Genomic DNA, 12580 nt, shown 5'->3' with positions numbered 1-12580 from the left:
TCTCTCCCTTAAAGTGTTTCATTAAGAACAAGCGCTAATAGAGCTTGTCGTGCATAAACGCCATTTTCAGCTTGTTGGAAATAATAAGCGTGTGGTGTTTTATCAACGTCGATATTAATTTCGTCGATACGAGGAAGAGGGTGAAGCACTTTTAAGTTGTCACGAGCTGGTTGTAAATCTTGTGCAGAAAGAATATAAGCTGACTTGATATGTGCATATTCAGATTCATCAAAGCGTTCCTTTTGAACTCGAGTCATATACAGAATATCTAACTCAGGAATTGCATCTTCCATACTATTAAGTAGTTGGTATTCAATGCCTAATTCATCTAACTCTTCACAAATATAGTCTGGCATTGCTAATACTTCAGGTGCGATAAAGAAGAATTTAACGCCATTAAATTTAGCTAGCGCTTGAGTTAAAGAGTGAACTGTACGACCGTATTTTAAATCCCCAACAAAGGCGATATTTAGATTATCTAAGCGACCTTGAGTTTCATAAATAGTATACAAATCTAATAGAGTTTGCGTCGGATGTTGGTTTGCACCATCCCCTGCATTTATGACTGGCGTTCCGTTTGAGAACTCAGAAGCAAGACGAGCGGCTCCTTCTTTAGGGTGGCGCATTACATAAGCATCAGCATAAGAAGTAATGATCTGAACTGAATCGGCTAGGGTTTCACCTTTTTGAGCAAGAGATGTGTTACCTGCGGTATCAAAACCAATGACTGAACCACCTAAACGTTGAATCGCAGTTTCAAAAGATAGGCGAGTACGAGTCGAAGCTTCAAAAAAGCAGCTCGCAATAACCTTATTCTTCAATAATTCAGGTTGAGGTTCTTTTTTTATTTTCCCTGCAGTTTCTACGATCAGTTCTAACTCTTCACGAGATAGTTCTGGAATAGAAATGATGTGCTTGTTATATAGCGAGTTAGCCATAGTCTCTCTTCCCTTTAGTGTGTCAGTCATATTTAAATCAAAAAAAAGCCCCCTATAAAATAGGAGGCTTTAAAAATATCGGTAATTAGGAAACTCAAAAAATAGGGGACCACCACACGTTGTCAGTGCAGATTCTCGGTCGACCGCTGTATGAAGATAAGTTAATAACATCATAATTTCCTAGTAAATTGCGCGAGATTATACTCGTATCAAAATCCTAAGCAAGCGTTTGCATCAAACTTATTTTGATTTTTCCTTTTCTTTATTGGTATCTTAGATTTACTTACCTAGCGTAGCAACCATAATAGCTTTGATTGTATGCATGCGGTTTTCTGCTTCATCAAATACAATAGAGTATTCCGATTCAAAAACTTCTTCAGTCACTTCTAAGCCATTCATACCGTACTTTTCCGCAATTTCTTTACCGACGGTTGTTTCATCATTGTGGAAAGCAGGTAAGCAGTGCATGAATTTAACATTTGGATTATGTGTTGCTTTAATAACATCCATATTAATTTGGTAAGGCGTCATTAGCGCAACTCGCTCATCCCATGCCTCAGGCGCTTCTCCCATTGACACCCAGACGTCGGTGTATAAGAAATCACATCCTTTAACACCCGTTTCTACTTCTTCAGTAAGAATAATTTTAGCGCCTGTTTGTACAGCGATACTTTGGCATTGAGCGACTAATTCATCTTCTGGCCAGAATTGCTTAGGAGCAACAAGGCGGATCTCCATCCCCATTTTGGCAGCGCCAACCATGAGAGAGTTACCCATGTTATTACGAGCATCACCAAGGTAGGCAAAAGTAATTTGATGTAGTTGCTTTCCGTTTGCATATTCTTGCATTGTGAGGAAATCAGCTAAAATCTGAGTTGGATGAAATTCATCAGTTAATCCATTCCAGACGGGAACGCCGGCATATTGCCCCAATTCTTCAACAATTGATTGGCCAAAACCACGATATTCAATACCATCGTACATACGACCCAGTACACGAGCTGTATCTTTCATTGATTCTTTGTGACCAATTTGAGAACCGGAAGGACCAAGATAAGTCACTTTAGCACCTTGGTCAAAAGCGGCAACTTCAAAGGCACATCGAGTACGAGTAGAGGCTTTTTCAAAAATTAGCGCAATATTTTTACCTGATAATTGAGGTTGTTCATAGCCTGCGTATTTTGCTTTTTTTAAATCAGCAGATAACTCAAGTAAATGCATAATCTCTTTAGAGGTAAAATCTAATAATTTTAAAAAATTTCTATTACGTATATTAAAAGCCATACCGTGCTCCTAGCTGATAGTATCAATCCGATAAAACTCATTTAAACATAAAAATGCATTAAATGTGAATTTTTATTTTAATTTATTTTGTAGGAGTTAAATGCCATCTCTTTCTATAGGGCAACTCATACAGCGAGCACCACCGCGGCCTCTGCCTAATTCATCTCCTGTAATCGGTAGTACCTTTATACCGGCTTTATCGTATTTCTCATTGGTATAAGTATTTCTTTCATAGGCAACGACAACCCCCGGTTTAATGGTTAATACGTTATTTGCATCGTGCCATTGCTCACGCTCAGCTTCGTAGCTATCACCACCCGTTGTAATAATATTAAGAGAATCTAATTCTAAAGCGGACATTAGAGTTTGCTGAAAATTTGGCATCTCTTTAATCGCAAGTTGTTGTTCACCGCAAGCGGTAATTGACCAGCAGGACATTGTCATATCAATGACTCTTGGATAGACAGAAAATACATTATGGTCCATGTGAGTCATAACGGTATCTAAATGCATACAAGAGCGGTCTTCTGGTAATTTAATCGCAATGACTTGTTTAGCTTGGTGTGTTCTAAATAGCTGTTTAGCTAAATTTTCAATACCTTGTGGCGTGGTTCGTTCTGAAATACCAACTAAGACATTCCCTTTACCGATGACTAATACATCGCCACCTTCTATGGTTGCATTGTCATAATCTCGGTTTTCATCTTCAAAATACTGAGGGAATAGCTGTTGAGAAAACAAAGGGTGCCAGCGGTAGATGGCGCGTAAATGGTTTGATTCTCTTTTTCGTGCGTCTTTGGCCATTGGGTTTATAGATACGCCGCCATAGATCCAGCATGAAGTATCTCGAGTAAATAAATGGTTTGGTAATGGGTCAATGACAAAATCGAACGGGTCACTTAACTGTTGCAACATTGAGGGGGCTTTAAAAGGCAGTTCAATAAAGGCAAGGCCACCCAATAAAATTGAAGCCAGTTCTTTATTGTCTTTTTCGAGTAAGAAGGCCCGAATTTGATTGGCAAAGGTTGGCCCAAAACGATAATGAGAGATTTGATGCTTTAACAGCCATTGCTTTGCTTCTGGGTGTTGTAGTGTTTCTTCGAGTAAGTTCTGTAAGAGTAGAACTTCAACATCTTGAGATTGTAAGGTTGAAACAAATTGATCATGCTCATAGAGTGCCTTTTCAACTGACAGTACATCATCAAAAAGTAAGTTACGGCAATTGGTAGGGGTTAGGTGACTCAATGCTCTTTCTGGACGATGAAGAATAACTCGGCGAAGTTGACCAATCTCAGAGCCAACAAATAGCTTATTCATAAGATTCCTTTCTAATATCTACAGCTAGTAAGAGAAATAATACCGTATAGCAGCTAAATATTCTTTAATTATTGAAGTGCTAGGGAATTTGGTTTGAGCAGGCTATAATGCCCAAGTTAATTTCTATTATTTTATACAGTGTGGAGTCTTACTATGTCTCAAGAAGATGAATATCTATCGGTTGAGCAATTTCTTGAATTGCAAAAAGCGGAAACGCGTGAAATTATTGAATCGCTAAAAGCCGACGGAAGTGAGCCTGACGCACTGTATGCTATCGAGCACCACTTAATGGCGGAAGACTTTAAAGCGCTTGAAAATGCGGTTGTTGAAGCATTTAAAATGGGCTTTGAAGTATTAGAAGCTGAAGAGCTTGAAGATGAAGATGGTGCTAAGATCCTTTGCTGTGATGCAGTAATGGATTCAGCGTTAGATGCTGAAGTTATTGATGCTCAAGTAGAAAAATTGGTTCAACTGGCTGAGAAATTCGACATTATCTATGATGGTTGGGGCACATACTACGAAGGCGAAGACGCTGAGTATGATGTTATCGAAGATGGTGACGACGAATAAAAAATTGTCGAATAGCGACAATTGAGAGACTGTGCCCTAGGCTTGTAATAACAAGTGTAGGGCATTTTTTTAGGGATGAATATAGTAATGAACTCAAGAATTATACTTAATGGTAAAGAAGCATTATGGCAACTTTCACCGTTAACTGACACAACATTGTCCATTAAAGACATTCCAATTCAACAAGGCGTTGCTTCTGCTCATGATGCTCTTTCTGTTGAAGATGCAGATAGTCAAGAATGGCATTTAATGCGTTTTTTTGAAGTAGATGAAACGCTGCTGAATTATCCTGCGGTTGAATTAGTGATGAGTGGGATCTCTCGCTATGCCGAGGTGCGAATTAATGGTGTAGCCGTATTTGATTGTACTGAAAAAATGACTCGTTACCGTAAAGACATCAAAGAGTTTTTACAGTTAGGTGGTAATCGTTTCGAAGTTCTCTTTTTAGAAGAAGATGACGATGATTGGTTATTAGATGATGATGACGTCAGTAATGTCTGTGAAATAAATCAGGCATATCATTATCGTTTTGGTGCAGTAAAAGACAGCGATATTAAAGATGATATTGGTGTGTTTGGTGTCTGTTTTTTCCAGCCAATTCCCCATCTTTCGTTGAATCATATTAGTGTAGAGCAAATATGGCACCACGGTTGTGAGCTTAAAGTCGATGTTCATTTTAAAATGTATAAACCAAATTTAATTTCAGCTAGCATTAAATTTGATGGCATGACATTAACGATCCCTGTTGATGTAAGAGGCGATCATGTTTCTGCGTTATTTCAGGTTGAAGCGCCGAAATATTGGGATGACCAAACGAAAAACCCAAATGATTTGTATGTGGTTTCTGTCATGCTTGACGGGCAACATCATGAGCTTGAGATTGGGTTATCAAAAACTGAAAACGTAATTCACTTCCCTTTGTAAGTTACCCCATTAATTTTAGTGAATTGATTTTTATTGATAAAAAGAGACAGATAATAAAAAGGCCGATGCGTTAACATCGGCCTTTTTTATGCTTCACGGTAAGTGTTTACTTATAGCGCAGCGATTGTTTCTTTTTGCGCTTCTAGTTTAACTAATGTTTCTTTATAGCCTTCTAGTTTTTCACGCTCTTTAGCGATAACGACTTCTGGTGCTTTAGCAACGAAACCTTCGTTACCTAATTTACCTTCGATACGTTTAATTTCGCCTTGGATTTTAGCCACTTCTTTATCTAAACGAGCAAGCTCTGCATCTTTATCGATAAGACCTGCCATTGGGATCATCAACTCAGACTTACCAACAAGAGAGGTTGCACATGCTGGCGTCTCTTCATTGTCTGCAAGCACTTTGATGCTGTCTAGTTTTGCTAGAGAAGTCAGAACAATCTCATTGGCTTGAATACGCGCAGCGTCTTTTTCGTCAGCTACTTTAATCATCACATCTAAGCCTTTGCTTGGTGCGATATCGTATTCAGCACGTAAGTTACGAATGCTTGTAATGAACGCTTTGACCCACTCAAGATCAGCAACTACATCAGCATTGAAGTTTTCTTCATTAAACTGAGGTAACGCTTGAGTCATGATTGTTTCACCTTCAACACCATCAACTAATGGCTTAACGCTCTGCCAAATAGATTCAGTGATATAAGGAAGAACAGGGTGAGCAAGACGTAATGTCTTCTCTAAAACCGTAATTAGCGTGTAACGAGTAGCACGTTGTTGTGCTTCAGTACCTTTCCAAAGAACAGGTTTAGTCAGCTCTAAGTACCAGTCACAGAATTGGTTCCAGATGAATTCATACAGCGTGTTCGCTGCCATATCTAGACGGTAATTGTCTAGGTGAGCGTTAAACTCTTTAGCGGCAACTTCAAACTGAGATGCGATCCATTGGTCAGCCAGTGAGAACTCAAGCTCTGCACCTTCAGCCATACCACAATCGTGCTCTTCTGTGTTCATTAATACGTAACGGCTTGCGTTCCATAGTTTGTTACAGAAGTTACGGTAACCTTCAAGACGTTTCATATCCCAGTTTATATCACGACCGGTAGACGCCATTGCTGCAAGAGTGAAACGTAGGGCATCTGTACCGTATGGTTCGATACCACCTTCAAATGTTTTACGCGTTGCTTTTTCGATCTTTTTCGCAAGTTGAGGTTGCATCATGTTGCCGCAACGTTTTTCAACTAACTCTTCAAGGCCAATACCATCGATCATATCGATAGGGTCAAGTACGTTACCTTTAGACTTAGACATTTTATCGCCATTTTCATCACGGATAAGGCCCGTCATGTAAACTGTCTTAAATGGTACTTGTGCATTGCCTTCTTCGTCTTTTACGAAGTGCATGGTCATCATGATCATACGCGCAACCCAGAAGAAGATAATATCAAAACCAGATACTAATACTTCTGATGGGTGGAATGTTTTTAATGCATCTGTGTTTTCAGGCCAGCCTTGTGTGCCGAACGTCCAAAGTGCAGAAGAGAACCATGTATCAAGTACATCGTCATCTTGCTTAAGAACGATAACTGGAGAAAGGTTGTTTTTCTCACGAACTTCTTCTTCAGTACGACCAACGTAAACTTTACCGTCGTTGTCATACCATGCAGGAATACGATGACCCCACCAAAGTTGACGAGAGATACACCAATCTTGTACGTCACGCATCCACGCAAAGTACATGTTTTCGTATTGCTTAGGTACGAATTGGATTTGACCATCTTCAACTGCTTTAACTGCAGGCGCAGCTAGAGGTGCAGTACGTACATACCATTGGTCAGTTAGCATTGGTTCGATAACAACGCCACCACGGTCACCGTAAGGTACAGTTAAATCGTGATCTTTAATCTCTTCAAGAAGACCCAGTTCATCAAACTCAGCAACGATAGCTTTACGAGCAGCAAAACGTTCCATGCCGTGGTATTTCGTAGGAAGTTCTGCGCTGTATACATCACTTTCTTCACCGTTAGTTGTGAATACTTCAGCAGAATCACGGATATCAGCGTTGAACGTTAAGATGTTGATCATTGGCAGGCTATGACGTTTACCTACTTCGTAATCGTTAAAGTCATGAGCTGGAGTGATTTTCACGCAACCTGTGCCTTTATCCATATCCGCATGCTCATCGCCTACGATAGGAATTAAACGACCAACGATAGGCAGTTCTATGTGTTGACCGATCAGATCTTTGTAACGAGGATCTTCAGGGTTTACAGCAACACCAGTATCACCAAGCATGGTTTCTGGACGTGTCGTTGCAACTACGATGTAGTCTTTACCGTCAGCAGTTTTAACACCATTTGCTAGTGGGTAGCGGAAGTGCCACATGAAGCCTTTTTTGTCTTTGTTTTCAACTTCAAGATCAGAAATTGCAGTGTGCAGTTTAGGATCCCAGTTTACTAGACGCTTGCCACGGTAGATAAGGTCTTCTTCGTATAGACGAACAAACACTTCTTGAGTTGCAGCAGATAGGCCGTCATCCATTGTGAATCGTTCACGATCCCAATCGACAGATGCACCTAGACGACGAAGTTGTTTCGTGATTGTGCCGCCTGACTCTGCTTTCCATTCCCAAATTTTGTCGATGAAAGCGTCACGACCGTAATCGTGTTTTGTTTTGCCTTCTTCAGCCGCAATCTTACGCTCAACAACCATTTGAGTTGCGATACCTGCGTGGTCGGTACCTACTTGCCAAAGGGTATTTTTGCCTTTCATACGTTCAGCACGGATAAGTGTATCCATGATCGTATCTTGGAAAGCGTGACCCATATGTAGGCTACCAGTGACGTTTGGTGGCGGGATCATGATGCTGTAAGCTTCTTTTGATGTATCGCCATGAGGCTTAAAGTAGCCTTTTTCTTCCCAAGTCTGGTACAGAGCTTGTTCTATTGATTGCGGGTTATATGTCTTTTCCATAGTGTTCGTCACGAATATCTCTATTAAAAAGTGGAATGTCAAATATCATAATTAATAGCTCAAGCAGATAATTATCTTTTAATTAAGTTACTTAGCTATGATGATTGACATTATTCTAGTGTCTCGGTTTGCATGGCTCGGCCTGCATTTCGGTATATTTTATACCTTTCTCGAGCGTGTTGTTTGCTTTTTTCTTCACAGGGTACGAAGTCTACCACTTGAGCAAAGGAAACCGCAAAAGTTGCGACCTCTTGAGCTAAATTTATTAACACATGTCGACGACCTGATGAACGTAATGTTCCCCAGCCAATCTCAATCGGAGAGCCTGATTTAGGTCCTTCCCCAATAAGATTGTGTGGCGTAAATTCAGAAACTTCGTTTTGCCAAAGTGCTTCATCAATCAATAACGCTTGTTCTTTGTCGTTACTTAAAATATAGACACGAGCATTTTCAGAGTAGTAGTAATGAGCAAGTTGACACACAAATTTCAACAGCCCTTCTTGAGTCGCTGTTGATGATGTGGGTTCAATAACATAAAACAATGCTTGGCTCATAATCTCTCTTATTTATTACAGCGTGTATGACCATAAATAAGTCATTAAAAAAGGGCCTGTATATAGGCCCTTTATATCATAAAACGAAGTGGTTTATTCTACGTTTTCTTGGCCTGAACGATTCAGTAAGAATTGGACAAGCAATGAGACAGGTCGGCCTGTTGAGCCTTTGTTTGCACCAGAGACCCAAGCAGTTCCTGCACTATCAATGTGAGCCCAGTGGTATTTCTTAGCAAAGCGGGCAAGGAAACAACCAGCAGTGATTGTGCCTGCGGCTTTTCCGCCAATGTTAGCCATATCTGCAAACGGGCTATTCAATTGCTCGTTGTATTCGTCTGCCATAGGTAAGCGCCATGCACGGTCACCAGATTGTTCAGACGCATTAATTAACTCATGAGCTAGTGGGTTATGGTTCGCGATTAAGCCATTGATATGATGACCAAGAGCAACCACACATGCCCCAGTTAATGTTGCAACATCAACAACGCATTCAGGTTCATAACGTTCAACATACGTTAATGCATCACAAAGCACTAAGCGGCCTTCAGCATCGGTATTTAATACTTCAACCGTTTGACCTGACATTGTCGTTAAAATATCACCCGGACGGTAAGAATTACTGCTTGGCATATTTTCACAACCAGCAAGTACACCAACAACGTTCAAAGGAAGGTTTAACTTAGCAAGCGCTTTCATTGCACCAAAGACAGAGGCTGCACCACACATGTCGTACTTCATCTCATCCATACCATCACTTGGTTTGATAGAGATACCGCCTGAATCAAAAGTTAGGCCTTTACCGATAAGAACGATAGGTTTTGCATCTGGGTTAGGGTGGCCCTTGTATTCCATCACCGACATCATAGATTCATTGTGAGAACCTTGACCTACGGCTAGGTAAGATGTCATGCCTAGTTTCTTCATCTCTTCTTCACCGATTACTTTTGTTGTAACGGTTTCGTAGTCATCGGCTAGGCGACGAGCTTGAGATGCAAGATAAGCTGGATTGGCAACGTTTGGTGGCATATTGCCTAAATCTTTTGATGCTTTCACACCAGAGGCAATAGACAAACCATGATTAATCGCTTTTTCGCCTAAGTTTAGTTCACGACGAGTCGGAACATTGAAGACTAACTTGCGTAATGGGCGACGAGTTTCAGGTTTGTTACTCTTGAATTGGTTAAAAGTGTATAAGCTGTCTTTAGTTGATTCAACGGCTTGACGAACTTTCCAATAAGTATCACGACCTTTAACGTGCAGTTCAGTAAGGAAACATACTGCTTCCATAGAGCCCGTTTCATTTAGTGTGCTGATGGTTTTTTTGATGATTTCTTTATATTGACGCTCACCAAGTTCACGCTCTTTACCACAACCTACTAATAAAACACGCTCAGAAAGAATATTTGGTACTTGATGCAACAACAGCATTTGACCAGGTTTACCTTCTAGATCACCACGGCGAAGTAATGAACTGATGTAACCGTCACTGATTTTATCTAGCTGTTCTGCGATTGGAGATAAACGACGTGGTTCGAAAACACCGACAACGATACATGCGCTGCGCTGCTTCTCTGGACTGCCACTTTTTACACTGAACTCCATGCGTACTCCTACATCCTAAAGACAAATAGAACTAAATGTTAGATAATGAGCAAAATCTAGTTAGATACTATACTATTAGTGTTCCGATTTCGCAGGCTAACATTTAGCCAAAGATTAAAAAATAAATGGTTTACACGGAAATTATAGTGATTCTGGCAAAAATACAAGTTTTCTATAGGTAGATTCGACGTGATTATTATTAGATATTTGATCAAGGAAACATTAAAGAGCCAATTTGCGATCTTTTTTGTTTTATTTTTGATCTTTATGAGCCAAAAATTTATTAGTGTTTTAGCAGACGCTTCCGATGGAGATATCCCAGGAGGATTGATCTTATCTTTAGTTGGTTTAAACATGCCTGCAATGGGCTTATTGATGCTGCCTTTGAGTATTTTTATCGGCATTCTTCTTACTTTTGGGCGTTTATACGCAGAGAGTGAGATCACAGTAATGAATGCAACGGGGATGGGGAATTCAATTCTTATTCGCGCTGCACTTTATTTAGCATTAATTACAGGAACCGCTGCTGCGTTTAATTCATTATGGTTATCACCTTGGAGCCAAGAAAAAACAACGCAATTAATGGAAACGGTGGAAACAGATGCTGGCGTTGATCTGTTGCAAAAAGGTCAATTTCAGCGCTCTCCTGATGGCCAAGCTGTCGTATTTATTGATGATATTAATACGAAAAATGGTAAAGAATTAGAACACGTTTTTCTCGCTCAACCGATACCTCGTGATTCATTGCGCCCAAGCGTTTTAGTTGCAGAACGAGGAGTCGTAAAGGAGTTACCTGATGGTCGTCAAGTTTTAGATCTTCAAGATGGTACTCGATATGAAGGTATTCCAACTCGTCTAGATTATCTTGAAAGTAAATTTGAATCTTATGAGCTGTTAATTGGACAAAAAGAAGTTAAAGAAAAGCGTCGTGATTGGGATGCTATTCCTACACTTGATTTGATTAAGCGTAATGAGCTTGAAGCGAAAGCTGAGTTGCAATGGCGTATTTCTCTTATTATCTGTATACCACTATTAACTATGGTGGTGGTGCCGTTGTCAGCTGTAAACCCCCGACAAGGGCGTTTTGCTAAATTAGGTCCAGCAGTGCTGTTGTATCTTGCCTATTTCTTATCATTAAGTGCAGGTAAATCAGCAGTAGAGGACGGTGGATTAGCGCCTTATATTGGTTTGTGGGCCATAAATGCTGTGCTATTAATTATTGGTATTGTATTGAACTCGATGGACAGCGTGTTTGTTAGAAAGTTAAAAGATAAAATGCGGAGAAAACCAAAACATGTTTAAGATTTTAGATTGGTATATTGGCCGTACTATTATAGCAACTTCTGCATTATGTTTGGTGACCTTGGTTGGGTTATCTTCGATCATCAAATATGTTGAGCAATTACGAAAAGTAGGCAAAGGCACATACGATCTTTTAGATGCGCTTTATTTTGTTATTTTAAGTATGCCTCGTGACATTGAAATGTTCTTTCCTATGGCGGCCTTACTTGGTGCTTTGATTGGTCTAGGGATGTTAGCTGCGAGCTCTGAGCTTGTAGTAATGCAAGCGGCGGGTTATTCAAAATTAGATATTGGCGTATCGGTACTGAAAACGGCGATTCCATTGATGTTGATGGTCATGGCTCTTGGTCAATGGGGAGCACCACAAGCCCAAAAAATGGCTCGTGATTTACGAACTTTTGAAACATCAGGCGGTAATATAGCAGCTGTGAGAGCAGGGGTTTGGGCTAAAGATGCTGATGACTTTATTTATTTATCTCGTGTTGATAACCAAGAAAAACTATACGGTGTCACCGTGTGGCAATTTGATGATAACAGTCAATTAGATAATATTATTTTTGCACGAAAAGCAGATTATCAATCTAAAGAAGCAGGTTGGCTAATGAGTGATGTTTCTATTACTCAAATGGAAGATGATGCCGTCATTAGTGAAAAGAAAGTCGATAGTCTGAATTGGTCAACGACACTAACGCCAGATAAATTGGCTGTGGTAACCGTAAAACCAGAAGAGCAATCTCTTACTGGGTTATATGATTACGTTACTTATTTAAAAGATTCTGAATTAGATGCATCGCGTTATGAATTAGCTTTTTGGCGTAAAGCATTGCAACCTATATCAGTTGCAGTAATGATGTTATTAGCTCTTTCTTTTGTCTTTGGGCCGCTACGAAGTGTGACCATGGGAGCAAGAATACTGTCAGGCGTTATTGCTGGTTTTACCTTCTATATATCTAATGAAGTGTTTGGGCCTATGACCTTGGTATATAACATCCACCCCATATTTGGTGCATTAGGACCGAGTTTAATTTTCTTGTTAATTACTTTGGCCTTGTTAAATCGGAAGTTATAAACGATTCAATAAAAAAGGAGATACTGAAAAGTATCTCCTTTTTTTGTG

At 39.9% G+C, this 12580-nt stretch carries 10 protein-coding genes; 4 read left to right on the top strand and 6 right to left on the bottom strand.

Annotated elements, in window-relative coordinates:
* Positions 1–8: 8 nt before the first annotated feature.
* From pyrB to arcA, 3 genes are all read right to left on the bottom strand, one after another.
* Positions 9–938, bottom strand: coding sequence for an aspartate carbamoyltransferase (gene pyrB, locus BTO23_RS09985; RefSeq protein ID WP_061004642.1), 930 nt, complete (start codon positions 936–938; stop codon positions 9–11).
* A gap of 279 nt (positions 939–1217) precedes the next feature.
* Complete coding sequence (gene argF, locus BTO23_RS09975) at positions 1218–2222, bottom strand: ornithine carbamoyltransferase (protein WP_060992514.1); 1005 nt, start codon at positions 2220–2222, stop codon at positions 1218–1220.
* A 96-nt stretch (positions 2223–2318) separates the two neighbouring features.
* Positions 2319–3539 carry an arginine deiminase gene (gene arcA / locus BTO23_RS09970; protein WP_060992513.1) on the bottom strand — a complete coding sequence of 407 codons (1221 nt, stop codon included), beginning with the start codon at positions 3537–3539 and terminating at the stop codon, positions 2319–2321.
* A 153-nt stretch (positions 3540–3692) separates the two neighbouring features.
* Between arcA and rraB the strand changes: the two genes are divergently transcribed.
* Both rraB and BTO23_RS09960 read left to right on the top strand, forming a co-directional pair.
* Positions 3693–4109: a ribonuclease E inhibitor RraB gene (gene rraB / locus BTO23_RS09965; protein WP_060992512.1), complete on the top strand. Its 417-nt coding sequence runs from the start codon at positions 3693–3695 to the stop codon at positions 4107–4109.
* A gap of 87 nt (positions 4110–4196) precedes the next feature.
* Positions 4197–5033: a glycosyl hydrolase 2 galactose-binding domain-containing protein gene (locus BTO23_RS09960; RefSeq protein ID WP_061004638.1), complete on the top strand. Its 837-nt coding sequence runs from the start codon at positions 4197–4199 to the stop codon at positions 5031–5033.
* Between the two features lie 110 nt (positions 5034–5143).
* Here BTO23_RS09960 and BTO23_RS09955 read toward each other — a convergent pair whose 3' ends face one another.
* From BTO23_RS09955 to pepA, 3 genes are all read right to left on the bottom strand, one after another.
* Complete coding sequence (locus BTO23_RS09955; RefSeq protein WP_105063421.1) at positions 5144–8005, bottom strand: valine--tRNA ligase; 2862 nt, start codon at positions 8003–8005, stop codon at positions 5144–5146.
* Between the two features lie 110 nt (positions 8006–8115).
* Entirely contained in the window at positions 8116–8559 is a 444-nt protein-coding gene (locus tag BTO23_RS09950) for a DNA polymerase III subunit chi (protein WP_060992509.1), read from the bottom strand.
* Between the two features lie 93 nt (positions 8560–8652).
* A complete protein-coding gene (gene pepA, locus BTO23_RS09945; protein WP_060992508.1) occupies positions 8653–10161 on the bottom strand; it encodes a leucyl aminopeptidase in 1509 nt (502 codons plus the stop codon).
* A gap of 189 nt (positions 10162–10350) precedes the next feature.
* Here pepA and lptF point away from each other — a divergent pair, with 189 nt between their 5' ends.
* The gene (gene lptF / locus BTO23_RS09940) at positions 10351–11463 is read left to right on the top strand and encodes an LPS export ABC transporter permease LptF (protein WP_060992507.1); all 1113 of its coding nucleotides are present in this window, start codon (positions 10351–10353) and stop codon (positions 11461–11463) included.
* Positions 11456–12532 (top strand): LPS export ABC transporter permease LptG, encoded by a 1077-nt coding sequence (gene lptG, locus BTO23_RS09935; protein WP_060992506.1) that lies wholly within the window; start codon positions 11456–11458, stop codon positions 12530–12532. The genes lptF and lptG overlap by 8 nt, the downstream gene beginning before the upstream one ends.
* Positions 12533–12580: the final 48 nt, after the last annotated feature.

It is taken from the genome of Aliivibrio sifiae (assembly GCF_002954715.1).
Lineage (GTDB): Bacteria > Pseudomonadota > Gammaproteobacteria > Enterobacterales > Vibrionaceae > Aliivibrio > Aliivibrio sifiae.
This window is presented reverse-complemented; position numbering and strand designations above follow the sequence as displayed.

Bases quoted from the DNA above. Each gene is read 5' to 3' on its own strand.
- BTO23_RS09960 (WP_061004638.1), top strand. From the start codon at position 4,197: ATGAACTCAAGAATTATACTTAATGGTAAAGAAGCATTATGGCAACTT.
- argF (WP_060992514.1), bottom strand. From the start codon at position 2,222: ATGGCTTTTAATATACGTAATAGAAATTTTTTAAAATTATTAGATTTT.
- BTO23_RS09950 (WP_060992509.1), bottom strand. From the start codon at position 8,559: ATGAGCCAAGCATTGTTTTATGTTATTGAACCCACATCATCAACAGCG.
- pepA (WP_060992508.1), bottom strand. From the start codon at position 10,161: ATGGAGTTCAGTGTAAAAAGTGGCAGTCCAGAGAAGCAGCGCAGCGCA.
- BTO23_RS09955 (WP_105063421.1), bottom strand. From the start codon at position 8,005: ATGGAAAAGACATATAACCCGCAATCAATAGAACAAGCTCTGTACCAG.
- pyrB (WP_061004642.1), bottom strand. From the start codon at position 938: ATGGCTAACTCGCTATATAACAAGCACATCATTTCTATTCCAGAACTA.
- rraB (WP_060992512.1), top strand. From the start codon at position 3,693: ATGTCTCAAGAAGATGAATATCTATCGGTTGAGCAATTTCTTGAATTG.
- arcA (WP_060992513.1), bottom strand. From the start codon at position 3,539: ATGAATAAGCTATTTGTTGGCTCTGAGATTGGTCAACTTCGCCGAGTT.
- lptG (WP_060992506.1), top strand. From the start codon at position 11,456: ATGTTTAAGATTTTAGATTGGTATATTGGCCGTACTATTATAGCAACT.